This window comes from Streptomyces sp. JNUCC 64, from assembly GCF_054484115.1.
The window spans coordinates 7,355,934-7,379,219 of the sequence record NZ_CM137015.1 but is presented as its reverse complement, the minus strand read 5'-3'; the positions used below and the strand labels follow the sequence as shown (position 1 = coordinate 7,379,219).

Sequence of the window (23,286 nt, the reverse complement as noted above, 5' to 3'; positions counted from 1 at the left end):
CAAGGAGGGGGGATCCGCCCGCCGCCCGCTGGGGGTGGCTCAGTCGCCGCGGTTGCGGCGGAAGCGGCGGCGCAGCAGCACGCCGCCGAGCAGGGCGAGCCCGGCCGGGGCGGCGAGGGCGAGCGGGTCGGCCCCCGTCTGCGCGAGGGAGGCGGGCCCCTCCGGCTTCGGGGCGGGCTTCTCCTCCAGCTCCGGCACCACCGTGGACGGCGGCTTCTCCTCCTGGTGGGGCGCCTGGTCCACCGGCTTCTCGACCGGCGGCTTCGCCGGCTTCTCCGGCTTGGGGACGACCGGCACCTCCGGCCGGGGCTTCTGGGGCGGCTTGGGCCCGGAGACGTTCTCGGAGTGGTTGCCGAAGACCGGGTTGCCGATCCCGACGACGTTGACCGAGTTGCCGCTGACGTTGACGGGGAGGTCGACCGGCAGCTGGACCCCGTTGCCGGAGACCACCCCCGGCGACCCCACGGCGGCGCCCTCCGCCGTGGCGCCCCCTCCGTTCGAGGTACCGGCCCCGGTGTCCGGGCCGGGGCCCGCCTGGTCTCCGTAACCCCCGGGGGACGCCGTGCCGGACCCCTGGTTGGCGCAGGTGTTGCCCGCCGCCGGGTTGAGGAGTCCGACCACGTTGACCGTGTTCCCGCACGCGTTGACGGGGACGTGTACCGGCAGCTGGATCGTGTTACCGGAGACCGCGCCGGGGGAGCCGACCGCCGCGCCGTCGGCGGTCGCGTCCGCGTAGGCCGGAGCCGCGCCGACGACGGCGCCTCCGGCGACGGCCGCGGCGATCAAGCCATTCCGGGCAACCCGCTTCATAGGTTCCCTGCCTTCCAGATCGTCTGCGGGCACTCACCCGCACTGGGGCAAACGCCGGAGGACGGCTCGGGTTATGGCCAAAACCTCTTTCACCCCGATGGAGGGGACTCGGTCGAACGGACCACGTTCGTTCTGGTGAGCGACCGTCCGCCGGGCGCGTGGCACGAGGCGTCCGGGTGCGGACACGCACGCAGACGGGGCCGGGGCGCGCGACCGTGGAGAACGGTCGTGCGCCCCGGCCCCGTACAGGACCGTCGAGGACGGTGAGGGGCTCCGGAGTCAGCCCACGGCGCCGCGCACCACCCGGGCCAGCGCCATGGAGGAGTCCTCCTCCACCCCGGTGCGGAACTCGCGTTCGTAGCTCTCGTCGCCGAGCGCCTCACGGGCCGCCCGCTCGCACTCCTCACGGATCGGGCCCAGCTCCGGGGTGCCGCGCTGGGCGTGGCCCACCGCGCGCCAGAACGCCAGCCCCGTCCCGGCGAGCCGGGCGGCCGGACCGTTCTCGCCCCCGGCGGCCAGGGAGGCGGCCAGCAGGTCGAGGCCGAGGGCGATGCCGAAGGTGTCGCCGAGCCTGCGCTTGCCGTCCAGCATGGCCCGGGCGTACTCGGCCGCCTCCCGGGGGCGGTCCTGGAAGAGCGCGATCAACGACAGCTGGTAGTAGGTGTAGTTGCGGGCCCAGTACTCGCCGCGCGCCACACAGCCCCGGCGCAGCCGCTCCGCCTCCTTGGCCGACCGGTCCAGTTCCCCGGCCCCGGTGAGCGCGAAGATCCGCACCAGATGGCAGCGGAGCACCGACGCGGAGGCGAACGGCTCGTCCGGCGCGGTGGCCAGCGCCCGGTCCGCCACCCGCTCGGCGGCGAGCGGACGGCCGGACAGCAGATGGGTGATGCCGAGCAGATAGGCGGCGGAGCGGCGGCCCTCCAGGTCGTCGTCGCGTTCGGCCTCCTCGGCGCAGCGCTCCCCCAGCGCCCTCGCCTTGGCGTGGTCGCCCTGGAGCAGGGCGCAGCAGCCGAGCGCCCACTGGGCCCGGGTCCGGGTCGGTCCGGGGACGGCGTACTGGGCGAGCGCGGACTCCAGATAGCCGCGCGCCTCGTGGAGGTGGCCGCAGCAGGCCCAGAAGAAGCCGACCCGGGAGGCCATCTCGGTGGCCGCGTGGGGGTCGTTGGCCAGCAGGTGGTCGAGGGCGGCGCAGACGTCCGGGTGGGCGGCGGCCAGCCTGCGGTACCAGCCCGCCTGGCCGGGGCCGAGCCAGCCGTCGTCGGCGCGGCGCACCAGATTGAGGAAGGCCCGGGCGTGGCGGCCCTCGGCGGCCTTCTCCTCGCCGAGTTCGGCGAGCCACATCCGCCCGTACTCGCGGACGGTGTCCAGCATCCGGAAGCCGTTGCCGCGCCGGGAGACCACCGATTTGGCGACCAGTCCGGCCAGGGCGGGGGCCACCGCGTCGGGATGCAGCGGGCCGCCCGCGCACACGGCCCGGGCGGCGGACTCGTCGAAGGTGCCGCGCAGCACCGACAGCCGGGCCCACAGCAGTCGTTCGAGCGGGGCGCACAGCTCGTGGCTCCAGCCGATCGCGGTGCGCAGCGACTGGTGGCGGGCCGGGTGGACCGGTTCCTCGGTGCCGAGCACGGAGAGCGCGGTGTGCAGCCGTTCGGCCACTTCCTCGACGGTGCCCTCGCGCAGCTGGGCCCCGGCGAGTTCCAGGGCGAGCGGGATGCCGTCGAGGCGCTGGCAGATCGCGGCGACCGCCCGGGCCTGGCCGGGGCCGTCGAGGCGGATGCCGGGGTCGGCGGCGCGGGCCCGGTCGGCGAAGAGGGTGAGCGCGTCCCCGTCGCTGGGCAGCGGGCCGACCTCGAAGCGCAGTTCACCGGGGATGCCGATGGGCTGACGGCTCGTCGCCAGGATCGTCACCCCCGGGCAGGCCGTGAGGAGGTCGCCCACCAGGTCGCGGCAGGCGTCGATCAGGTGTTCGCAGGAGTCGAGGACGAGCAGCATCCGTTTGTCGGCGAGCCAGGCGCACAGGGCGTCGGCGGGCATCCGCGGGGTGTGGTCGGCGAGCCCGGAGGCGTCGGAGACGGTGGCCGCGAGGAGGCGTTCGTCCTGGAGCGGCGAGAGGTCCGCCCAGGCCACGGTGTCGGGCGGCCCCAGGATTCCGGTGGTGACGGCGTGCAGGGCAAGCCGGGACTTGCCGACGCCGCCGGGGCCGGTCAGGGTCACGATCCGGTGCCCCGCGAACGCCTCGGCCAGCCGGGCCAGTTCGGACGTGCGTCCGACGAAGCTCGTGAACTCATCTGGAGTGCTTCCCACCACGGGGAACAGTGTGGACCAGCTCACAGGGCCGTGCACGGTCCGTCCGGGAAAGCAGCCGGAAACGGTCACGGCGTGCTTGGAGTTGACCGATAGCCGTCCTGGCCAGGAACGTGCGTACCGGTCGGGTCCCTGAGGAAAGTGACCGGTTACGCGCGGTCGTGCGCGGTCACCCGTCGGTTGACGGTCCGCCGGTCCCGCCGGTCCCCCACCGGTCCGTCACGTCCCGTTTCCGTCCCGTCCTTCCCCGGCCCGTCCACCATCGGCCGTACGTCTGTCGTACGTCCGTCGCACAGACGTCGTGCGTCCGTCGTGGGCCGTCCGCCGTCCGGTGGCGACGCGGTGGACCGCGTGGACGGTACGCGGGGGCGGTTTCCGGAAAGGTCAGGACCCGGGTCCTGCCGTCAACACGCCGGTCCGTCGCGCGGCGGACGGTCGCGCGCCGCCGTCCGCCGGGCGACGGCGGCGGCGGTGCGGTGGCGGGACCTAGGGTGGGCGGGTGGACGAACTGCCGACGGGGTCCTCTTCCGGTACCGGGTCCGGCGCGGTCGCCGCCGGGACCCTGTTGCCGGTGGGGCCGGGGCTGGCCGTCGCGCTGGTGACGCTCCTGCTGCTGGCCGCGACGGTGACGGCGGTGTACCGGCTGGCGCCGGACGGCTCCCGGCGGCGGGCGCGGGACGTGCTGGTCGCGGGCGGGCGGGCCACCGCGCAGCTCGCGGTGGTGGCGCTGGTGATCGGCTGGGTGGTCCGGTACGCGGCGGCGACGGCCGGGTTCCTGCTGCTGATGTGCGCGGTCGCGGCCCGTACCGCCGGACGCCGGGTCACCCCGGGCCCCGGCTGGTGGTGGGCGGCGGTACCGGTGGTGGCGCCGGTCGCGCCCCTGGTCGGGGTGCTCCTGGCGACCGGGCTGCTGCCCCCGCGCGGCATCGCCGTGATCCCGGTGACCGGCATCCTGGTCGGCGGCGCGCTGACCGCGACGGTGCTGGCCGGGCGGCGGGCGCTGGACGAGCTGACCGCCCGCGCCGGTGAGGTCGAGGCGTGTCTGGCGCTCGGGTTCCCGGTCCGCGAGGCCCGGCTGGAGATCGCCCGTCCGGCGGCCTCCGACGCCCTGCTGCCCGGGCTCGACCAGACCCGCACGGTGGGGCTGGTCACCCTGCCGGGGGCGTTCGTGGGGATGCTGCTGGGCGGGGCGTCCCCGGTGCTGGCGGGCGCGGTCCAGCTGTTCGTCCTGATCGCGCTGATGGCGGTGCAGGCGGTGGCGGTGGCGGTCACCGTGGAGCTGGTGGCCCGGGGACGGCTGCGGCGGCCCGCGGCGGACGGTCCCGGGCGGCCGGGGGCCCGCTGACGGGTCGCGCGGCGCCCGTCGCGGTCGCAGGATGGCGGCATGCTGTTCGCCCGGCTCGCCCAGGTGTCCCGGGAGGTCGCGGCCGCCCCGGCCCGGTCCCGGAAGGTCGCGGCGCTCGCGGAGCTGTTCCGGGAGGCGTCGCCCGACGAGGCCCCGGTGGTCATCACGTACCTCTCGGGGCGGCTGCCGCAGGGCCGGATCGGCGTGGGCTGGAGCGTGCTGCGGCGGACGGTGCCGCCCGCCGGGGCGCCCCGGCTCACCGTCCGGGAGGTGGACGACGCGTTCGACGGGCTGGCGGCGGTCTCCGGGCCGGGCTCCAAGGCGGCGCGGGAGGGACTGGTCGACGCACTGTTCGGGGCGGCCACCGAGGACGAGCAGCGGTTCCTGCGCGGACTGCTGACCGGTGAGGTCCGGCAGGGCGCCCTGGAGGCGCTCGCCGTGGAGGGACTGGCCCGGGCCACCGGCACGGATCCGGCGCGGGTGCGCAGGGCGGTGATGCTCGCGGGGTCGCTGCCGGATGTGGCGCGGGCGCTGCTGGCCGACGGGCCGTCGGCGCTGGACTCGTTCCGGCTCGCCGTGGGACGTCCGGTGCTGCCGATGCTCGCGGCGAGCGCGCCGACGGTGGCCGAGGCCGTGGACCGGATCGGCGGACCGTGCGCGGTGGAGGAGAAGCTGGACGGCTTCCGGATCCAGGCGCACCGGGACGGGGACGCGGTGCGGGTCTTCACCCGCGCCCTCGACGACATCACCGCCCGGCTCCCGGAAGTCGTGGCGCTGGTCCGGGGGTTGCCGGTCGGGCGGTGCGTGCTGGACGGGGAGGTGCTCGCCCTGGACGACCAGGGGCGGCCGCGCGCGTTCCAGGAGACGGCGGGCCGGGTGGGTTCACGGGTCGACGTGGGGTCGGCGGCCCGGGAGGTGCCGCTCTCCCCGGTCTTCTTCGACGCGCTCGCGGTGGACGGGCGGGACCTGCTGGACCTGCCGCTGGAGCGGCGGCACGCCGAGCTGGCGCGGCTGGTGCCCTCCGGGGCGCGGGTGCGCCGCACGGTGGTGGACCCCGGCGGGGACCGGGCGCGGGCCGACGCCGAGGCGTTCTGGCGGGCGGCCCTGGCGCGCGGCCACGAGGGGGTGGTGGTCAAGGCGCTGGCGGCGCCGTACGGAGTGGGACGGCGGGGCTCGGCCTGGCTGAAGGTGAAGCCGGTGCACACCCTGGACCTGGTGGTGCTGGCGGCGGAGTGGGGGCACGGCCGTCGTACCGGCAGGCTGTCCAACCTGCATCTGGGGGCGCGCCGCCCGGACGGGACCTTCGCGATGCTGGGCAAGACGTTCAAGGGGCTCACCGACCAGACGCTGGCCTGGCAGACGGGACGGCTGCTGGCGCTCGCCGAGCACGACGACGGGTTCGTGGTGACGGTGCGGCCCGAACTGGTGGTGGAGATCGCCTTCGACGGGGTCCAGCGGTCCAGCCGCTATCCGGCGGGGGTGACCCTGCGGTTCGCCCGGGTGGTGCGCTACCGGGAGGACAAGACGGCCGCGGAGGCCGATCCGGTGGAGGCGGTGCTCGCCCTCGGCCCCGGCGCGGGGGACGGGGACCGTCCCGGGGAGCCCGGTCCGGAGTCCTGATCCGGACGGCCGGGACGGACGCCCGCCCCGGGCCGACGGGCGGACCGGCCGCTCCGGGGCGAGGCTGGGGGCATGACGGTCAGACGCAGCGCGGGCCTGTTGCCCTACCGGCACCGCCCCCAGGGCCACGAGGTGCTGCTGGGGCACATGGGCGGGCCGTTGTGGGCGCGCCGGGACGCCGGGGCGTGGAGCGCCCCGAAGGGCGAGTACGCGCCGCCCGAGGAGGCGTGGGACGCCGCCCGCCGGGAGTTCCGGGAGGAGCTGGGGCTCGCCCCGCCCGCCGGTGAGGCGGTGCCGCTCGGCGAGGCCGTCCAGCCGGGCGGCAAGGTCGTCACCCTGTGGGCGGTGGAGGCCGAACTGGATCCGGCGGACGTGGTGCCCGGCACGTTCACCATGGAGTGGCCGCCCCGCTCCGGCCGGACCGGCACCTTCCCGGAGCTGGACCGGGTCGCCTGGTTCGCCCCCGAGGCCGCGCGCGAGGCGCTGGTGCGGGGCCAGCGGGTGTTCCTCGACCGGCTGGCCGCCGTGCTGGACCGCTGAGCGGACGTCCGCTCGCCGTGCCCCGTCCCCATCCGGTGTCGGAGCGGCGGGCCCCGGTCCGGCGGCCGGACGCGGCCGTCCGCGCGCCGGACGGCGGCCGCCCGGGACCGCCGCGCACCGGCGCGGACCGCTCTCCCCCGCGTGACACCGGTTCCCACCCCTCCCGTCGTGTTGCGGCCCGGTGTGTGCCAAGTGAAGGTCGAAGGACCGCGCTCCAGGAGGTTCCATGTCCCCGACGCTCATCGCAACGGTCAATCCGGCCACGGGCGAGCGGGTCGCCGTCTTCGAGGCGTTGGACGACGCCGGGATCGAACGGCGGATCGCGACGGCGGCGGAGGCGTTCGAACGGTTCCGGCTGCTGCCGCCGTACGAGCGGGCCCGGCTGCTGCACAGCGCCGCCGACCTGCTGGAACACGACGGTCCCGAGATCGCCCGGGTGATGACGGTGGAGATGGGCAAGCCGGTCGGACAGGCCCGCGCGGAGGCCGCCAAGTGCGCCGGGGCGATGCGCTGGTACGCCGAGCACGCCGACGCGCTGCTGGCCGACGAACGGCCGGACACCGACGACGTCACCGACTCGGGGGCCGTCGGGGTGCGGATCGTGTACCGGCCGCTCGGGGTGGTGCTCGCGGTGATGCCGTGGAACTTCCCGCTCTGGCAGGTGGTGCGGTTCGCCGCGCCCGCCCTGCTGGCCGGGAACGTGGGGCTGTTGAAGCACGCGTCGAACGTGCCCCGGACCGCGCTGTACCTGGAGGACCTGTTCCGGCGCGCCGGTTACCCGGAGGGCTGCTTCCAGACCCTGCTGATCGGCTCGGAAGCGGTCGAGGGAGTGCTGCGGGACCCGAGGGTGGCCGCGGCGACCCTGACCGGGAGCGAGCCCGCGGGGCGTTCGGTGGCGGCGATCGCCGGGGACGAGGTCAAGAAGACCGTGCTGGAGCTGGGCGGCAGCGACCCGTTCGTGGTGATGCCGTCGGCCGACGTGGAGCGGGCGGCGCGGGTCGCGGTCACCGCCCGGACGCAGAACAACGGCCAGTCCTGCGTCGCCGCCAAGCGGTTCCTCGTCCACGAGGACGTGTACGACGCGTTCGCCGGGCCGTTCACGGAGGGGATGCGGGCGCTGCGGGTGGGCGATCCGCTGGACGAGCGCACGGACGTCGGGCCGCTGGCGACCGAAGGCGGCCGGGCCGCTCTGGAGGAGCTGGTGGACGAGGCGGTGGAGAGCGGCGCGACCGTGCTGTGCGGCGGGGGGCGGCCGTCCGCGTTCCCCGACGGCTGGTACTACGAACCGACGGTCCTGACCGACGTCACCCCCGACATGCGGATCCACCACGAGGAGGCGTTCGGCCCGGTCGCGGTCCTGTACCGGGTCGCGGACGCCGCCGGGGCGGTGGCCCTCGCCAACGACACCCCGTTCGGGCTCTCCTCCAGCGTGTGGACGCGGGAGGCGGCCGAGGTCGAGCTGTTCGTCCGCGATCTGCGGGCGGGCGGGGTGTTCGTCAACGGGATGACGGCCTCCCACCCGGCCTTCCCGTTCGGCGGGGTCAAGCGCTCGGGGTACGGGCGGGAACTGGCCGGGCACGGCCTGCGCGAGTTCTGCGACGTCACCACGGTGTGGCAGGGCGCCTGAACGGCGCGGCGCGACGGGAGCCGGCGCGATCCGGGGGAATCCGGCCGTCCGGTGGGCGCGGGGGCGCCGGGCGCGGACGGCCGGGCGGTTACGATCCCCTCCCTCGTCGTCTCCGGGAGGTACCAGTGGGCCGGGAAGTCACGCCCCCCGTGATCATCGACAGCCACGGCAGTCTGCACGTGGCGGCGGCCGACGTCAGCGGGTTGCTGCGCGGGATCGGCGCGCACTGGCTGCACCTCGTCGAGCGGGGGCGGGCGGACCTGGACGAGGACACGGTGGCCGCGCTGGCCATCGAACTCGCCAAGCTCGCCGACCGCATCGACGTCGCCTGCATCGCCCACCAGACCACCACGTCGTCCTGATCCCGGCCGGGACCGGTCCGCGTCCGGCGCGCCCGGCGTCCTGGACGGGGACAGGGGCGGGGACGGAACGGCGGAGGGCCAGGGGCGCTCGCCGGGACGGGGAGGGTCAGGGGCGGCGGCCGGGACGGGAAGGGCGGACCTCCCGGGGTCGGCTCCCCGGGGGTCCGGGCACCCCCGGTCTGGAGTAGTCCGGCGCGATATCCCCGCCGCCAGGGCGCATCGTGGGTGGACCACCCTTCGTCCGAGGGGGACGAGAGAAGGCACGTTCATGGCGACTCTGTGCAGACCCGCTGTATCCGTCCCGGAGCACATCATCACGATGGAGGAAACGCTGGCGCTGGCGAGCAGTCGCCACGCCGACCACCCCCAGCTGCCCCTGGCCCTGCGGCTGATCCGGAACACGGGCGTCCGGACGCGGCACATCGTGCAGCCCATCGAGGAGACCCTGAAGCACCCGGGGTTCGAGGACCGCAACAAGCTGTACGAGGCGGAGGCCAAGGCCCGGGTGCCCGCGGTGGTGCGGCGCGCGCTGGCCGACGCCGAGCTGAGGGCCCGCGACGTCGACGTCATCATCTACGTGTCCTGCACGGGCTTCATGATGCCGTCGCTGACCGCCTGGCTGATCAACGAGATGGACTTCTCCAGCGAGACCCGCCAGATACCGATCGCCCAGCTGGGCTGCGCGGCCGGGGGCGCCGCCATCAACCGGGCGCACGACTTCTGCACCGCCTACCCGGAGGCGAACGCGCTGATCGTGGCGTGCGAGTTCTGCTCGCTGTGCTACCAGCCGACCGACCTGGGCATCGGTTCGCTGCTGTCCAACGGGCTCTTCGGGGACGGGGTCGCCGCGGCCGTGGTGCGGGGCAAGGGCGGCACCGGGGTCACCCTGGAGCGCAACGGCTCGTACCTGATCCCCAAGACCGCCGACTGGATCGCCTACGACGTACGGGCGACCGGGTTCCACTTCCTGCTGGACAAGCGGGTCCCGGCGACGATGGAACCCCTGGCCCCGGCGCTCAAACAACTCGCGAACGTCCACGGCTGGGACGCCACCGACCTGGACTTCTACATCGTCCACGCGGGCGGGCCGCGCATCCTCGACGACCTGAGCAAGTTCCTCCAGGTCCCCCCGGAGGCGTTCCGCTTCAGCCGGGCCACGCTCACCGAGTACGGCAACATCGCGAGCGCGGTGGTGCTCGACGCGCTGCGACGGCTCTTCGACGAGGGCGGGGCCACCCACCGGGCGCGGGGGCTGCTGGCGGGCTTCGGCCCGGGGATCACCGCCGAGATGACCCTGGGGCGCTGGGTGAACGCGGACGAACCGCTGACCTCCTCGGTGCAGGTGCCCCGGGAGGCCCTCGCCTGAGGCCCGGCACCCGGCGCGCCCCGGGCGCCCGGCATCCGTCCCGCCGCCCGGCGCGCCTCCGCGCGCCGGGCCGGTGCCACGGTCCCGTCCGCCGCTCCCGCATCCCCCTGGGTGCCCGCCCCGTTGACCGCCCGCCGACCACCGCACCGCCGACTCCCCCACCGACCTCCCCGCCGACCGGTTCCACCCGACCGAGGACGAAGGCCACCGGCATGACCGACGAGACGACGACCACCACCCTCCCGCCCGTACGGTTCTGGCCCGCGCTGGACCTGACCGCGGTGGACTTCGACCCGGTGCTCGCGGAGCTGATGCGCGAGGGACCGGTCAACCGCATCCGGCTCCCCAACGGCGAGGGCTGGGCCTGGCTGGTGACCCGCTACGAAGACGTGCGGGCCGTCACCAACGACCCCCGGTTCAGCCGGGCGGCGGTGATGGGACGCCAGGTCACCCGGCTCGCCCCGCACTTCATCCCGGTGCCGGGCGCGGTCGGGTTCGCCGACCCCCCGGACCACACCCGGCTGCGCCGCTCCGTCGCGGCGGCGTTCACCGCGCGGGGGGTGCAGCGCATCCGGGCCCACTCCCAGGAGACGCTGGACGGCCTGGTGGACGGACTGCTGCGGGACGGGCCGCCCGCGGACCTCACCGAGCGGGTGTTCGCGCCGTTCCCGATCGCGGTGATCTGCGAGCTGATGGGGGTCCCCGCCGAGGCCCGGGAGCGGATGCACACCTGGACCCAGCTCATCCTGTCCTCGTCGAACGGGGTGGAGGTGAGCGAGCGGGCGAAGGACTCCATGGTCGCGTACTTCACGGACCTGGTGCGCGCGGGCCGGAACAGCGCGGAGGAGCACGTCGTGGGACTGCTCGGCGCGGCGGTGGGCCGGGGCGAGCTGAGCGAGGAGGAGGCGGTGGGGCTCGCCGTGCTGGTGCAGATCGGCGGCGAGGCGGTCACCAACAACACCGGCCAGCTGTTCTACCTGCTGCTGACCCGTCCGGAGCTGTGGCGGCGGCTGCGCGAGGAGCCCGGCATCCGCTCGCGGGCCATCGACGAGCTGATCCGGTACATCCCGCACCGCAGCGCCGTGGGGCTGTCCCGGATCGCGCTGGAGGACGTGGAGGTGCGGGGGGCGCGGATCCGGGAGGGCGACGCGGTGTACGTGTCGTACCTCGCGGCCAACCGCGATCCGGACGTGTTCCCCGAGCCGGACCGCGTCGACTTCGACCGCAGCCCCAATCCGCACGTCTCCTTCGGCCACGGACCGCACTACTGCGTGGGCGGCATCCTCGCCAAGATGGAGGCCGAGCTGATGGTGTCCACCCTGGTGGACCGGGTGCCGGGGCTGCGGCTCGCGGTGCCGCCCGAGGAGGTGCCCTGGCGCAAGGGCGCACTGATCCGGGGGCCCGAGGCCCTGCCGGTGACCTGGTGACCCGGCGGAAGGCCACGGGATGACCGCGCTGGTCCCGCCGGAGGGGCTCCGGGTGCCGCCCGAGGGGCTGCTGGTGCCGCCGGGACACGGCAAGCACGTACGGACCCCGGCCCAGGACGTCACCTTCAAGGTCACCGGCGAGCACTCGCGGGTGGCGTCCAGCTTCGAGGTGGTGGTGCCGCCGGGCTTCGACGTGGGCGCCCATGTGCACTCCCGCAGCGAGGAGTTGTTCTACGTGCTGGAGGGCGAGCTGGACGTGCTGGCGTTCGAGCCGAGGATCCGCACCCCGGAGCGCTGGCAGCGCTGGGAGTCCCCGGGCGGGCGGCGGGTGGTGCGGGCGGGTCCGGGCACGGTGATCGTGGTGCCGCCGGGGTGTCCGCACGCCTTCGCCAATCCGACCGACTCCCCGGCGCGGATGTTCTTCCAGTCCTCGCCGCCGCCCGACCACGAGCGGTACTTCGAGGAGCTGCTGGAGATCCTGTCGGCGGGCGGCTCCCCCGACGGCGCCGCCATCGCCGAACTGCGCGCCCGCTACGACATCGAGCAGCTGACGCCCCTGCGGCACGGCACCCACCCGCTGCCCGGCAGCGAGCCGCCGTCCGGCCGGTGAGCGCGGCCCGCCGTTCCCGCGCGGTCCGTCAGGGGGTGAACAGCACCGACCGGAAGACGCTGTGCACGCTCCACTGTCCGGGGTCGAGTTCCTCGACGGTGACGTTGCGGCAGTTCTTGTCCTCGTACAGGACGGCCCGGCGGTCGGTGCCGTTGGTGACCGTGCCGTCGCCCTGGCGGCTCAAGGGGTAGCAGTCGCCGTCCCGTGGGTCCGTCAGGGTGCGGGCGACGTTCCCCGGCTGGGTGTGGTAGACGAACTGCCCGGTCGCGGCCTGGGCGTTCGACGGGACCACGGCTCCCCACGCCACGACCGCGCCGAGAACGGCGAGCGCCCTGCCCGTCCTGCCCCTCATCGTCTCCCCCGCTTCCCGCCGTCTTCCCGGTTCCTCGCGCTTCTCACGTTTCCCGTGCTTCTCACGTTTCCCGTGCCTCTCGCGCTTCCCCCGGGCGTTCGCCCGGTGTCCCGACGGCCTCCGTCCCAGTCTCGGCCAGACGGCCGGGGAAGTCACCGGGTGGTGCGCCACCGCCGCGCGGCGGCCGGAGCGCACCGGGGGCGCCGGGCGTGCGGGACGGCGCCCCGTAGCGGGCGCGCGCCGCCGACGGCCGGACCGCCGGGGCCCGGGGGCGGCGCGCCGGGGGTGTTAGTTTGCGCTGGCGTATCAGGATTCACACGGGGTGGGGAGAATGTCATGGAGACCACACAGCGGGGCGACCTCCAGCGGTCCGCCGACCGGCGGCGGTTGGAGTTGCTGGAGGCCGCGGACCGGGTGGTGCTCCGGGAGGGGCCGGGCGCCTCGATGAACTCCATCGCCGCCGAGGCCGGCATTACGAAACCGATCCTCTATCGCCATTTCGGCGACAAGAGCGGTCTGTACGCGGCCTTGGCCGAACGCCATATGGAGGCGTTGCTCACCTCGTTGCGCGCGGCCCTCGACGCCCCGGCCCGGCGCCGGGAACGCATCGAGGCGACCCTCGACGCGTACCTCACCGCGATCGAGACCCGGCCCCAGGTGTACCGGTTCCTGACGCACCCCGGGAAGGGCGGCGAAACCGGTTCCGGCGGGGGACGGCGGTCCGCTCCCCTGCTGCGCAGCCTCGGCGAGGAACTGGCCCGGGTGGTCGGGGAGCGGCTCGACCTCGGTCCGGACGGGGACCTGCCCGCCCGGGTGTGGGGGCACGGCGTCGTCGGCATGATGCACGGGGCCGGTGACTGGTGGCTGAACGAACGCCCGTGTTCCCGCGCGGAGCTGGTGCGCTCCCTCGCCGACCTGCTGTGGGGACGGCTCGCCGTCGCGGGCGACCGGGTGGGCGGCCCCGGTCTCTGACGCCGCGCCACCGGCTCCGGGACCGGCCAGGACCACGGACGCGCCCCATGTCCCGCACGGTCCGCCACCCCTGTCGGGTGCCGATCGCCCGGACCCCGGACGCGCGCCGCGTCCGGGCACGGGCGACCGCGCGGACTTCGGGCAACGGCGGCGGCGATGACCGCCACCGCGGCACGGACGTCCGCGCGGGTTCAGGTCCGCAGGTCGCCGCGGGCCACCGCGCGCCGGGCCCGCCAGGCGCGCGGTCCGGTGGCCCGGTCCAGGTACAGCCCGCCGTCGAGGTGGTCGCTCTCGTGCTGGAGGCAGCGCGCGAAGAAGCCGGTGCCCGTGACGCGCACCGGCTCGCCCCGCACGTCCACGCCCTCCACCACGGCCTCGTCGAAGCGTTCGGTGCCGGCTTCCAGTCCGGGCAGCGACAGACAGCCCTCCGCGCCGCGGACCGTGATCCCGTCCAGACGGGTCAGCGTGGGGTTGACCACATGGCCGAGGTGGCGTTCGTCCTCGTCGTCGGGGCAGTCGTAGACGAACACCCGCAGCGCCTCGCCGACCTGGTTGGCGGCGAGCCCCACGCCCCGCGCCGCGTACATCGTCGCGAACATGTCCTCGACCAGCCGTTCCAGCGGCGGGCCGAAATCGGTGACCTCCGCGCAGCGGGCGCGCAGGACCGGATCGCCGTGCGGGACAAGGGGTCGGACGTGCCCGGAGGCTCCCGGGATGGTGCGGTGCGGCATGCCGGTAAGGGTACGTTCACGGAACCCGCCCGGTTCGTGACGGTGCCGTGGTTCGGGCAGGTGACCGTATCTCGATAGGCTGAGGGGTATCGAGGCCGGTGCAGGCGCGGCGCCGTACGCAAGGAGGACGCAGAACGATGGCAGCAAATCCGGACCCGCTGTCGCCACGAGCCAAGCTGGCCGTGACGGCGGGCAAGGCGGCCGCGGCGGTCTCGCGCGCGGCGGGTCGCGGCAGCGGATCGGTGATCGGCGGCCGGGTGGCGCTCAAGCTCGACCCCGAGTTGCTGGGACGTCTCGCCAACCACCTGGACGTGGTGCTGGTCTCGGCCACCAACGGCAAGACGACGACGACCCGGCTGATCGCGGAGGCGTTGCGCGCCGCGGGACCCGTGGTGTCGAACGCGCTCGGCGCGAACATGCCGGCCGGGATCACCTCGGCGCTGGCGGGCGGCTCGGACGCCCGCTACGGCGTCATCGAGGTCGACGAGAAGTACCTCTCCGGCGTCGCCCGCGACGTGGAGCCCAAGGCGATCGCCCTGCTGAACCTCTCCCGGGACCAGCTCGACCGGGCCGCCGAGACCCGGATGCTCGCCGAGCACTGGCGGGAGGGCCTGGCCGGGACCAAGGCCGTGGTGATCGCGAACGCGGACGACCCGCTGGTGGTGTGGGCGGCGTCCTCGTCGCCGAACGTGATCTGGGTCGCGGCGGGCCAGATGTGGAAGGACGACGCCTGGTCGTGCCCGTCCTGCGGCGGTGTGATGCAGCGCCCCGGCGACGACTGGTACTGCGGCGAGTGCGGCTTCCGGCGCCCCGCCCCCAGCTGGGCGCTCCAGGGCGACTACGTGCTGGACCCGCACGGCTCGGCCTGGCCGATCCACCTCCAGCTGCCGGGCCGCGCCAACAAGGCCAACGCGGCGACCTCGGCGGCCGTCGCGGCGGTCTTCGGGGTGCCCCCGCAGGTGGCGCTGGAGCGGATGTACCAGGTGCAGGCGGTGGCCGGCCGCTACGACGTGGTGCAGTTCATGAACCGGGACCTGCGGCTGCTGCTGGCCAAGAACCCGGCGGGCTGGCTGGAGACGTTCTCGCTGATCGACCCGGCGCCCGCGCCGGTGATCCTCTCGGTGAACGCGCGCGGCGCCGACGGCACCGACACCTCGTGGCTGTGGGACGTGGACTACACCCGGCTGACCGGGCACCCGATCTTCGTCGTCGGCGACCGCAAGCTGGACCTCGCGGTGCGGCTGGAGGTGGCGGGCCAGAGCTTCCAGGTCTGCGACACGGTCGACCAGGCGGTCCAGTCGGCCCCGCCGGGACGGATCGAGGTCATCGCGAACTACACCGCGTTCCAGGACCTGCGCCGCCGCATCGGCAACTGACCCCGGCACCCGAGCCGCGCACCCGCACGCACGCCCCGCACGACGGGCCTCCGAGCCAAGGATTCTCAAGGATGAGCGAAAGCAGTCTGCGTCTGGTCTGGATCTACCCGGACCTGCTCAGCACCTACGGCGACCAGGGCAACGCCCTGGTCGTGGAACGCCGGGCCCGTCAGCGGCGGCTCGACGTCACCCGGATCGACGTCCGCAGCGACCAGCCGATCCCGACCTCGGGCGACATCTATCTGATCGGCGGGGGCGAGGACCGTCCGCAGCGGCTGGCCGCCGAGCGGCTGCGGCGGGACGCCGGACTGCCCCGGGCGGTGGAGAACGGGGCGATCGTCTTCGCGGTGTGCGCCGGGTACCAGATCCTCGGCCACGAGTTCATCAACGACCTGGGCCAGCGCGAGCCGGGCCTCGGTCTGCTCGACGTGAAGACGGTCCGGGGCGAGGGCGAGCGGTGCGTGGGCGACGTCCTCGGGGACATCGACCCCCGGCTGGGGCTGCCGCCGCTCACCGGGTTCGAGAACCACCAGGGCGTCACGTACCTGGGTCCGACCGCGCGGCCGTTCGCGCGGGTCCGGATCGGCCGGGGCAACGGCACCGGCGACGGGACGGAGGGCGCGTACAACGACACCGTGTTCGGCACGTACATGCACGGTCCGGTACTGGCCCGCAATCCGCTCGTCGCGGATCTGCTGCTGAAGCTGGCGCTCGACGTGAACGCGCTGCCGCCCACCGACGACCGATGGTACGAGGCGCTGCGCAACGAGCGGATCTCGGCGGCCCAGCAGCCCGCCTAGGTCGTTTCTTGCGGGGCTGGCTGGATCAGGGAGCGGGGCCTGGTGCGTGCGATCGCAAGGCGGAGGAAGGAGCCCACGCGGAGCGTCGGCGACTGACGACAACGCGGCGAGCGGGCGTGCCAGGCCCCGCGAGCCCAGCAAGATCCGTAAGAGACGGCCTGACCCCCTTCGGCGCCCGCCTGAACAGCGGGTCGCACAACTGAGCGGAGGCCCCGTCTGACGGGGCCTCCGCTCAGTTGTGCGGGGGTGTCCAGAAGACGGACGGGCCGTTCGGCGCAGCGCGGATACGCCGGTAGGGTGGCGGCGTCCCACCGGACGGCGTGGTCCGGTCGCACGTCCACGTTGCAAAGGTTTCCGAGCCATGCGTCTTGGTGTCCTCACTTCCGGCGGTGACTGCCCTGGTCTGAACGCCGTCATCCGGTCCGTCGTCCACCGTGCCGTCGTCGACCACGGCGACGAGGTGATCGGTTTCAACGACGGCTGGAGGGGGCTGCTGGAGTGTGACTACCGCAAGCTCGACCTCGACGCCGTCGGCGGCATCCTCGCCCTCGGCGGCACCATCCTCGGTTCGTCCCGGGTGCAGCCCGCGCACCTGGTGGACGGGGTGGAGCGGGCCAAGGGCCACGTACGGGAGCTGGGCCTGGACGCGATCATCCCGATCGGCGGCGAGGGCACGCTGAAGGCGGCCCGGCTGCTGTCGGACAACGGGCTGCCGATCGTCGGGGTGCCGAAGACGATCGACAACGACATCGCCGCGACGGACGTCACCTTCGGCTTCGACACCGCCGTCGGGGTGGCGACCGAGGCCCTGGACCGGCTGAAGACCACCGCCGAGTCCCACCAGCGGGTGCTGATCGTCGAGGTCATGGGCCGCCACACCGGCTGGATCGCCCTCCAGTCCGGGATGGCCGCGGGGGCCCACGCGATCGTGGTGCCGGAGCGTCCGTTCGACGTGGCGGAGCTGGCCGAACGGGTCGGGGAGCGGTTCTCGGCGGGCAAGAAGTTCGCCATCGTGGTGGCCGCCGAGGGCGCCAAGCCCCGGGCCGGTTCGATGGACTTCGACGAGGGCGGCAAGGACGTCTACGGGCACGAGCGCTTCGCGGGGATCGCCCGTCAGCTCTCGGTGGAGCTGGAGCGGCGCCTCGGCAAGGAGGCCCGGCCGGTGATCCTCGGCCACGTCCAGCGCGGCGGCACCCCCACCGCGTACGACAGGGTGCTCGCCACCCGCTTCGGCTGGCACGCGGTCGAGGCCGCGCACCGCGGCGACTTCGGCCGGATGACCGCGCTGCGCGGCACGGACATCGTCATGGTGCCCCTGGCCAGCGCCGTGGAGACGCTGAAGACGGTTCCGGACGAGCGGTACGCCGAGGCGGGCGTCGTCCTGTAGGAGCCCCGCCGAGCGCCCCGCGAGCGGGTCGTGACCCGTTCGGCGCGCCTCACCGCCCCCGCCCGCAGTCGCGGCCGGGGGCGGTTCTAGTCTGGTGCGGACGGGGACAGCGAATGCGGACGAAACAGGAGCCTTGGATGGATCACAGCGGGCACGGCATGACCATGGATCTGCCGCCGTTCACGCTGGGGCGGGGGCTCGCGTGGTCCCCCGAGCCGTTCTTCCTGGTCGGCTGTCTGGTGGTGCTGGCCCTGTACGGCTGGGGGGTGGCCCGGCTGGTCCGGCGCGGTGACAAGTGGCCGGTGGGCCGGACCGTGTCGTTCGCGCTCGGGGTGCTGTCGGTGGTGCTGGTGACGTGCACCGGGCTGAACGACTACGGCATGGTCATGTTTAGCGTGCACATGGTCCAGCACATGGTCGTCAGCATGCTGTCGCCGATCCTGCTGCTGCTGGGCGCGCCGATCACCCTGGCGCTGCGGGCGCTGCCGGTCGCCGGGCGGGACCGTCGCAAGGGCCCGCGCGAGCTGCTGCTGGGGCTGCTGCACAGCCGCTACATCAAGGTGATCACGCATCCCGCCTTCACGATCCCGCTGTTCATCGCGAGTCTGTACGGCCTGTACTTCACCCCGCTGTTCGAGTTCCTGATGGAGTCCAAGCCGGGGCACCTCGCGATGATGACGCACTTCCTGGCGACGGGACTGGTGTTCTTCTGGCCGATCATGGGCGTGGACCCGGGGCCGCACCGGCCGGGGTACGTGATGCGGATGCTGGAGCTGTTCGCGGGGATGCCGTTCCACGCGTTCTTCGGCATCGCGCTGATGATGGCGTCCACCCCGATGATCGGCCCCTACCAGAACCCACCCGCGTCGCTGGGGATCGATCCGCTCGCCGACCAGAACGCGGCGGGCGGCATCGCCTGGGCGTTCAGCGAGGTCCCCTCGGTACTGGTGCTGATCGCGCTGGTCTTCCAGTGGTACGCCTCCGACCAGCGCCAGGCCCGCCGGCTGGACCGCGCGGCCGACCGGGACGGGGACAAGGAGCTGGAGGCGTACAACGCCTATCTGGCGTCCCTGCACGCCCGGGGCCGCTGAGCCGACCACCCGCTCCCCGCACACCTGTGCGGTCCGACGCCTGGCGCCCGGCGCGCCTCCTGGGTGACCATGGGCGTGAGCCCACGGCCCGGGCGGACGTCCGGGCGGGCGTGAGGAGGGTGTCACGATGCCCGGAACGACCCCCCGGTCGACGCGGACCATGGGAGTGCTCACCGTCGGGACCCTGGTGGCGGTGTCGGCCTACTCGGTGGCGCTCGGCAGCAACGGCTGGCTCTGGTTCGGCTGGGTGGTGGTCGGTCTGATCACCCTCGGCATGATCGCCGCCCGGGACTGACCGCCCGGCCCCGGCACGGAGACAGCCACGGGGCAGGGGTCCGGCCTCGTCTAGGGTCGCCCCATGACCACCGACGCTCCGGCCGCCCTGGACCTCGACGCCTATCTCGCCCGGGTGGGCTGGGACGGGGACCCCGCTCCGACCACCGCCGTCCTGCGCTCCCTGCACCGCGCCCATCTGCTCGCCGTCCCCTTCGAGAACCTGGACCCGGTCCTCGGTTCGGCCCCCTCCCTCGACCTGGCCGACGTCCAGGCGAAGCTGGTCCGCTCCCGCCGGGGCGGCTACTGCTACGAGCACAACACCCTCTTCACCGCCGTGCTGCGCCGGCTGGGCTTCGGGGTCACCAGGCTGGGGGCCCGGGTCCAGGTGGGCGCCGGGCCGGGAACGGTCCGGCCGCGCACCCATATGACCCTCCTGGTGGAGGTCCCCGGGGAGGAGGGCCGGATGCTGGCGGACGTCGGGTTCGGCTCCCCCGGTTCGCTGCTGGAGGCGATACCCTTCGTCGCCGACGCCGTGACGGAGACCGAGGGCGGACGGCGGCACCGTCTGGTCCGCCCGGACGGGACCGGGCCGGAGCAGCCGTGGGCGCTCCAGTACCGGCTGGACGACGGCTGGGAGGAGCAGTACGTCTTCACCCGGGAACCGTTCCAGCCCGCCGACTACGAGGTGGCGAACTGGTACGTGGCCACCCACCCCCGCTCCCCCTTCAGCCGCGCCGTCTACGCGCACCGGGCCTTCGCCGACCGCTCCCTCCTGCTCACCGGTCACGAGCTGACCGTCCTGCCGACCACCGGTGACGGCCGGACCTCCCGCGTCCTCGACGGGGACGGCGAACGGCTGCGGGTGCTCTCCGGGGAGTTCGGCATCGACCTGCCCGGGGGCACCCGGCTGCCCTGACCCCGGACAGCCCCGTCCACCCGGACCGGCGGGCCGGGAACCTGGCATCCTGGCACGGGTCGGCGGCGCGTCCGCCGACCGCCGGTCGGTCCCGCCGTGCGCCGCCGTCGGTTCGACGGCGGCGCACGGCGGACCACGGTTCGACGGCGGGTCCGGGAGCGTCCGGTGAGCACGGAGCGGTCCGGTGGCACCCCGGGCCCGTGCGGCCGGTGGAGTCGGGAGAGAGGGCACCTTGTTCTACTACGCGCTGAAGCACGTGCTGCTGGGTCCGCTGCTGCGGCTGCTCTTCCGGCCCAGGATCGAGGGGCTCGGGCACGTCCCGGAGACGGGGGCGGCGATCGTCGCGGGCAACCACCTGTCGTTCGCGGACCACTTCCTGATGCCCGCGATCCTGTCGCGGCGCATCACGTTCCTCGCCAAGGCGGAGTACTTCACCGGTTCCGGGGTGCGGGGCAGGCTCACGGCCGCGTTCTTCCGCGCCGCCGGGCAGATCCCCGTCGACCGCTCGGGCCGGGAGGCCGGGTCGGCGGCGATCCGGGAGGGCCTCGGGGTGCTCGCCCGGGGGGAACTGCTCGGGATCTATCCGGAGGGGACCCGGTCCCACGACGGCCGTCTCTACAAGGGCAAGGTGGGGGTGGCGGCGATGGCCCTCACGGCGGGGGTCCCGGTCGTCCCCTGCGCGATGATCGGCACCTTCGAGGCGCAGCCCCCCGGCCAGCGGCTCCCCCGGCCGCGCCGGGTGACGATCCGGTTCGGGGCGCCGCTGGACTTCTCCCGGTACGCCGGGCTGGAGGGCGAGAAGGCCGTCCTGCGGGCCGTCACCGACGAGATCGTGTACGCCGTGATGGAGCTCTCCGGCCAGGAGTACGTGGACCGCTACGCGGCGGAGGTCAGGGCGGAGGAGGCGGAGGCCGCGAAGGCGGCGCGGAAGGACCGTCCGCAGCGCCGGGGACGGCGGACGACGCCGGGCGGCTGAGCCGGGCCCGCCGGGGGTCACGGCTTCGGCCTGGCGTGCGGCGCGCAGGTGACGTTGGCGTCGCCCACCTCGCCGGTCAGCAGATAGGCGTCGACGCGCTCGTTGACGCACGGGTTGTTGATCCCGGTGACGCCGTGCGAACCGGCGTCCCGCTCGGTGATCAGCCGGGAGCCCTTGAACCGCTTGTGCAGTTCGAGCGCGCCCTCGTACGGGGTGGCCGCGTCACGGGCGGCCTGCACGATGAGGACGGGCGGCAGACCCTTGCGGCTCTTCACCTCGACGGGGGTGTGCTGCTTGGACTTCCAGGTCGCGCAGGGCAGGTTCATCCAGGCGTTGGACCAGGTGAGGAACGGGTAGTTCTTGTGCAGACGGGTGTTGTCCCGGTCCCAGGTGCGCCAGTCACGCGGCCACTTGGCGTCGGCGCACTCGACGGCGGTGTAGACGGCGTTGCCGTTCTCCGAGGAGGCGTTGCCCGCGGTGTCCGACAGATCGGGGGCCGCGGCGTCCACGAGGGCCTGGGTGTTCCCGGCCTCGTACTGGCTCCACACCCGGGCGACGGGCACCCAGCGGGAGTCGTAGTAGGGCGCGGCCTGGAAGTAGCCGATCAGCTCGGCCGGGCCGACCAGCCCGCCGAGGGGGTTCTTCTTGGCGGTGGCGCGCAGGGTGTTCCAGCGCTGCTCCACCTGGGCGCGGGTGGCGCCGAGCTTGAAGGTGGCGTCGTTCTCGGCGACCCAGTCGAGCCAGTCGTTCCAGCGCATCTGGAAGGCCACGTCCTGGTCCAGGTTGGCCTGGTACCAGATCTTCTCGCGGGACGGGTTGACGACGCTGTCCGCGACGAGGCGGCGGACGTGGTCCGGGAACAGCGTGCCGTAGACGGCGCCCAGGTAGGTCCCGTAGGAGACGCCGAGGAAGTTGAGCTTCTCCTCCCCGAGCGCGGCGCGGACGACGTCGAGGTCGCGCGCGGTGTTGGGGGTGGTCATGTGCGGCAGCATCTCGCCGCTGCGCTCGGCGCAGCCGTCCGCGTAGGCGGCGGCCAGCTTGCGCTGGGCGCGCTTGTCGGCCTCGCTGTCGGGGACCGGGTCCGCCTTGGGGGCCTTGACGAACTCCTGCGGGTCGACGCAGGAGATCGGCGTCGAGTGGCCGACGCCGCGCGGGTCGAAGCCGACGAAGTCGTACGCCTTGGAGGTCTTGGCCCACAGCGGGTTCTTGCTGGTGACCCGGACCGGGAAGCGCATGCCGGAGCCGCCGGGACCGCCCGGGTTGTAGACGAGGGCGCCCTGGCGCTCCTCCGGGGTGCCGGTGTGGCCGATCCGGTCGACGGCGATCTTGATCTGCTTGCCGAACGGCTTGGCGTAGTCGAGCGGGACGCTCACCCAGCCGCACTGGATGGGCTTGGGCAGCCCCCAGTCGGCGGGACAGTCCTTCCAGTCGATCCCGGCCTTGGCGGCACGCGACGCGGCGATGGAGGCGCCGATCTGCTCGCGCTCCTGACCCCGTACCAGGTCCCGGTCGCGGCCGCGGTCGTCGTGCGCGCTGGCCGCGGGGGCGGCCAGCGCGCCCGCTATGAGCGTGGCCGCGATCATGGTGCCGGCGGAACCGAGCGCGGTCGCCCGCCTCACTCGTGTCCGTCTCAAGTGGGACCTCCCGTACGTGGATTCGAATGAATGCAGCGCGATCCTCCCGCCTGTGGGGTCCCTGACAACAGGCGGGTCCGGGGTTCTTTGCCAATCCGATAACCGGGATGGCCGATACCGCTCACCGGTACGCGAACGGGAGCCGGGAACGGTGTCCGGCACCGTCCGGACGAACGATGCCGGAACGGGACGGAGGGTGACGACCCCCGCCCGGCGGGACGCCCCGCTCCCGGCCCCGCCGCCCTCCCGATCGCGCACGATCCCCTGGTCGGACCCATAACCAACCGCACGGTCCGTTCTCCGGAACGATCAGAGCCGGTGCCCCGCTCCCCCGCCGACCGGAGGGAGCGCGCGGGTCCACGGAGGCGGACGTCCGGACAGCACGGCGCCCGCGCACGATTTCCGTGTGCGCGGGCGCGAGGTCTTGCCAAGGGGCGCGTAGACGCGCTACCGCGCGTCCGGCCCCCGGTGCTCCGCCGTGATGCCGAAGCGGCGCTGTTCACCGGGAGCGGACGGCAGCGACCCCAGGGAGGTGACGGAACCGAGCGGCAGCTCGGCGCCCCGCTCCCTCAGCTCATCCAGTTCGCGCAGGTCATCGGCGGAGACCAGGGCGACGAGGGGCTTGCCGTGCCGGGTGAGGACGACCGTCTCACCGCCGTAGACGACGCGATTGATCAGGTCGGCCAGTTCGGCACGTGCTTGCGTGACCGGGATCTCGTGAGCCATGCTCCCATTCTAACGACATGTACGTCCTGTACATTTTT

22 protein-coding genes are annotated in these 23,286 nt (G+C 74.0%); 16 read left to right on the top strand and 6 right to left on the bottom strand.

From position 1 onward, the window contains the following. Positions 1 to 39: 39 nt before the first annotated feature. Complete coding sequence (locus tag ACVWNX_RS30445) at positions 40 to 810, bottom strand: chaplin (protein WP_454411402.1); 771 nt, start codon at positions 808 to 810, stop codon at positions 40 to 42. Positions 811 to 1,089: 279 nt separating this feature from the next. Next, positions 1,090 to 3,117: an ATP-binding protein gene (locus tag ACVWNX_RS30440; protein WP_454411401.1), complete on the bottom strand. Its 2,028-nt coding sequence runs from the start codon at positions 3,115 to 3,117 to the stop codon at positions 1,090 to 1,092. 505 nt (positions 3,118 to 3,622) lie between these two features. Here ACVWNX_RS30440 and ACVWNX_RS30435 point away from each other — a divergent pair. The 8 genes from ACVWNX_RS30435 to ACVWNX_RS30400 all read left to right on the top strand — a co-directional run bounded on the left by ACVWNX_RS30435 (position 3,623) and on the right by ACVWNX_RS30400 (position 12,011). Beyond that, complete coding sequence (locus ACVWNX_RS30435) at positions 3,623 to 4,459, top strand: ABC transporter permease (RefSeq protein WP_454414997.1); 837 nt, start codon at positions 3,623 to 3,625, stop codon at positions 4,457 to 4,459. Between the two features lie 39 nt (positions 4,460 to 4,498). Further along, on the top strand, positions 4,499 to 6,079 hold the full coding sequence (locus tag ACVWNX_RS30430; protein WP_454411400.1) for an ATP-dependent DNA ligase: 1,581 nt from the start codon (positions 4,499 to 4,501) through the stop codon (positions 6,077 to 6,079). 72 nt (positions 6,080 to 6,151) lie between these two features. After that, complete coding sequence (locus ACVWNX_RS30425; RefSeq protein ID WP_454411399.1) at positions 6,152 to 6,619, top strand: NUDIX domain-containing protein; 468 nt, start codon at positions 6,152 to 6,154, stop codon at positions 6,617 to 6,619. A gap of 226 nt (positions 6,620 to 6,845) precedes the next feature. Further along, a complete protein-coding gene (locus ACVWNX_RS30420) occupies positions 6,846 to 8,246 on the top strand; it encodes an NADP-dependent succinic semialdehyde dehydrogenase (RefSeq protein WP_454411398.1) in 1,401 nt (466 codons plus the stop codon). Positions 8,247 to 8,371: 125 nt separating this feature from the next. Continuing rightward, complete coding sequence (locus tag ACVWNX_RS30415) at positions 8,372 to 8,608, top strand: DUF6213 family protein (protein ID WP_454411397.1); 237 nt, start codon at positions 8,372 to 8,374, stop codon at positions 8,606 to 8,608. 268 nt (positions 8,609 to 8,876) lie between these two features. After that, complete coding sequence (locus ACVWNX_RS30410; RefSeq protein WP_454411396.1) at positions 8,877 to 9,974, top strand: type III polyketide synthase; 1,098 nt, start codon at positions 8,877 to 8,879, stop codon at positions 9,972 to 9,974. Positions 9,975 to 10,186: 212 nt separating this feature from the next. Then, entirely contained in the window at positions 10,187 to 11,401 is a 1,215-nt protein-coding gene (locus ACVWNX_RS30405) for a cytochrome P450 (RefSeq protein WP_454411395.1), read from the top strand. Between the two features lie 19 nt (positions 11,402 to 11,420). After that, a complete protein-coding gene (locus ACVWNX_RS30400; protein WP_454411394.1) occupies positions 11,421 to 12,011 on the top strand; it encodes a cupin domain-containing protein in 591 nt (196 codons plus the stop codon). A gap of 28 nt (positions 12,012 to 12,039) precedes the next feature. Here ACVWNX_RS30400 and ACVWNX_RS30395 read toward each other — a convergent pair whose 3' ends face one another. After that, positions 12,040 to 12,363, bottom strand: coding sequence for a hypothetical protein (locus ACVWNX_RS30395; protein WP_454411393.1), 324 nt, complete (start codon positions 12,361 to 12,363; stop codon positions 12,040 to 12,042). A 336-nt stretch (positions 12,364 to 12,699) separates the two neighbouring features. On the opposite strand from ACVWNX_RS30395, the gene ACVWNX_RS30390 reads away from it, so the two are divergent. After that, the gene (locus ACVWNX_RS30390; RefSeq protein ID WP_454411392.1) at positions 12,700 to 13,335 is read left to right on the top strand and encodes a TetR family transcriptional regulator; all 636 of its coding nucleotides are present in this window, start codon (positions 12,700 to 12,702) and stop codon (positions 13,333 to 13,335) included. Positions 13,336 to 13,526: 191 nt separating this feature from the next. On the opposite strand, the gene def is transcribed toward ACVWNX_RS30390, so the two are convergent. Next, positions 13,527 to 14,066, bottom strand: coding sequence for a peptide deformylase (def, locus tag ACVWNX_RS30385; RefSeq protein WP_454411391.1), 540 nt, complete (start codon positions 14,064 to 14,066; stop codon positions 13,527 to 13,529). Between the two features lie 137 nt (positions 14,067 to 14,203). Between def and ACVWNX_RS30380 the strand changes: the two genes are divergently transcribed. From ACVWNX_RS30380 to ACVWNX_RS30350, 7 genes are all read left to right on the top strand, one after another. Continuing rightward, entirely contained in the window at positions 14,204 to 15,442 is a 1,239-nt protein-coding gene (locus ACVWNX_RS30380; RefSeq protein ID WP_454411390.1) for a Mur ligase family protein, read from the top strand. A 71-nt stretch (positions 15,443 to 15,513) separates the two neighbouring features. Beyond that, the gene (locus tag ACVWNX_RS30375) at positions 15,514 to 16,242 is read left to right on the top strand and encodes a type 1 glutamine amidotransferase (RefSeq protein WP_454411389.1); all 729 of its coding nucleotides are present in this window, start codon (positions 15,514 to 15,516) and stop codon (positions 16,240 to 16,242) included. 361 nt (positions 16,243 to 16,603) lie between these two features. Next, the gene (locus ACVWNX_RS30370; RefSeq protein WP_454411388.1) at positions 16,604 to 17,629 is read left to right on the top strand and encodes a 6-phosphofructokinase; all 1,026 of its coding nucleotides are present in this window, start codon (positions 16,604 to 16,606) and stop codon (positions 17,627 to 17,629) included. Positions 17,630 to 17,766: 137 nt separating this feature from the next. Further along, entirely contained in the window at positions 17,767 to 18,720 is a 954-nt protein-coding gene (locus tag ACVWNX_RS30365; protein ID WP_454411387.1) for a cytochrome c oxidase assembly protein, read from the top strand. Between the two features lie 127 nt (positions 18,721 to 18,847). Then, entirely contained in the window at positions 18,848 to 19,015 is a 168-nt protein-coding gene (locus ACVWNX_RS30360) for a hypothetical protein (RefSeq protein WP_454411386.1), read from the top strand. A 63-nt stretch (positions 19,016 to 19,078) separates the two neighbouring features. Further along, positions 19,079 to 19,912, top strand: a complete 834-nt coding sequence (locus tag ACVWNX_RS30355; RefSeq protein ID WP_454411385.1) for an arylamine N-acetyltransferase family protein — start codon at positions 19,079 to 19,081, stop codon at positions 19,910 to 19,912. 232 nt (positions 19,913 to 20,144) lie between these two features. Further along, complete coding sequence (locus tag ACVWNX_RS30350) at positions 20,145 to 20,888, top strand: lysophospholipid acyltransferase family protein (RefSeq protein WP_454411384.1); 744 nt, start codon at positions 20,145 to 20,147, stop codon at positions 20,886 to 20,888. A gap of 17 nt (positions 20,889 to 20,905) precedes the next feature. On the opposite strand, the gene ACVWNX_RS30345 is transcribed toward ACVWNX_RS30350, so the two are convergent. Together ACVWNX_RS30345 and ACVWNX_RS30340 are read right to left on the bottom strand one after the other, a co-directional pair. Then, positions 20,906 to 22,471 (bottom strand): alpha/beta hydrolase, encoded by a 1,566-nt coding sequence (locus tag ACVWNX_RS30345; protein ID WP_454414996.1) that lies wholly within the window; start codon positions 22,469 to 22,471, stop codon positions 20,906 to 20,908. 498 nt (positions 22,472 to 22,969) lie between these two features. Next, positions 22,970 to 23,248, bottom strand: coding sequence for a type II toxin-antitoxin system Phd/YefM family antitoxin (locus ACVWNX_RS30340; protein ID WP_454411383.1), 279 nt, complete (start codon positions 23,246 to 23,248; stop codon positions 22,970 to 22,972). Between the last annotated feature and the right edge of the window lie 38 nt (positions 23,249 to 23,286).

What these genes read in the sequence shown, in the direction of transcription:
- ACVWNX_RS30340 (WP_454411383.1), bottom strand. Translation starts at nt 23,248, where the DNA reads ATGGCTCACGAGATCCCGGTCACGCAAGCACGTGCCGAACTGGCCGAC.
- ACVWNX_RS30425 (WP_454411399.1), top strand. Translation starts at nt 6,152, where the DNA reads ATGACGGTCAGACGCAGCGCGGGCCTGTTGCCCTACCGGCACCGCCCC.
- def (WP_454411391.1), bottom strand. Translation starts at nt 14,066, where the DNA reads ATGCCGCACCGCACCATCCCGGGAGCCTCCGGGCACGTCCGACCCCTT.
- ACVWNX_RS30445 (WP_454411402.1), bottom strand. Translation starts at nt 810, where the DNA reads ATGAAGCGGGTTGCCCGGAATGGCTTGATCGCCGCGGCCGTCGCCGGA.
- ACVWNX_RS30430 (WP_454411400.1), top strand. Translation starts at nt 4,499, where the DNA reads ATGCTGTTCGCCCGGCTCGCCCAGGTGTCCCGGGAGGTCGCGGCCGCC.
- ACVWNX_RS30370 (WP_454411388.1), top strand. Translation starts at nt 16,604, where the DNA reads ATGCGTCTTGGTGTCCTCACTTCCGGCGGTGACTGCCCTGGTCTGAAC.
- ACVWNX_RS30420 (WP_454411398.1), top strand. Translation starts at nt 6,846, where the DNA reads ATGTCCCCGACGCTCATCGCAACGGTCAATCCGGCCACGGGCGAGCGG.
- ACVWNX_RS30395 (WP_454411393.1), bottom strand. Translation starts at nt 12,363, where the DNA reads ATGAGGGGCAGGACGGGCAGGGCGCTCGCCGTTCTCGGCGCGGTCGTG.
- ACVWNX_RS30410 (WP_454411396.1), top strand. Translation starts at nt 8,877, where the DNA reads ATGGCGACTCTGTGCAGACCCGCTGTATCCGTCCCGGAGCACATCATC.
- ACVWNX_RS30400 (WP_454411394.1), top strand. Translation starts at nt 11,421, where the DNA reads ATGACCGCGCTGGTCCCGCCGGAGGGGCTCCGGGTGCCGCCCGAGGGG.
- ACVWNX_RS30405 (WP_454411395.1), top strand. Translation starts at nt 10,187, where the DNA reads ATGACCGACGAGACGACGACCACCACCCTCCCGCCCGTACGGTTCTGG.
- ACVWNX_RS30360 (WP_454411386.1), top strand. Translation starts at nt 18,848, where the DNA reads ATGCCCGGAACGACCCCCCGGTCGACGCGGACCATGGGAGTGCTCACC.
- ACVWNX_RS30375 (WP_454411389.1), top strand. Translation starts at nt 15,514, where the DNA reads ATGAGCGAAAGCAGTCTGCGTCTGGTCTGGATCTACCCGGACCTGCTC.
- ACVWNX_RS30345 (WP_454414996.1), bottom strand. Translation starts at nt 22,471, where the DNA reads ATGATCGCGGCCACGCTCATAGCGGGCGCGCTGGCCGCCCCCGCGGCC.
- ACVWNX_RS30365 (WP_454411387.1), top strand. Translation starts at nt 17,767, where the DNA reads ATGGATCACAGCGGGCACGGCATGACCATGGATCTGCCGCCGTTCACG.
- ACVWNX_RS30380 (WP_454411390.1), top strand. Translation starts at nt 14,204, where the DNA reads ATGGCAGCAAATCCGGACCCGCTGTCGCCACGAGCCAAGCTGGCCGTG.
- ACVWNX_RS30355 (WP_454411385.1), top strand. Translation starts at nt 19,079, where the DNA reads ATGACCACCGACGCTCCGGCCGCCCTGGACCTCGACGCCTATCTCGCC.
- ACVWNX_RS30390 (WP_454411392.1), top strand. Translation starts at nt 12,700, where the DNA reads ATGGAGACCACACAGCGGGGCGACCTCCAGCGGTCCGCCGACCGGCGG.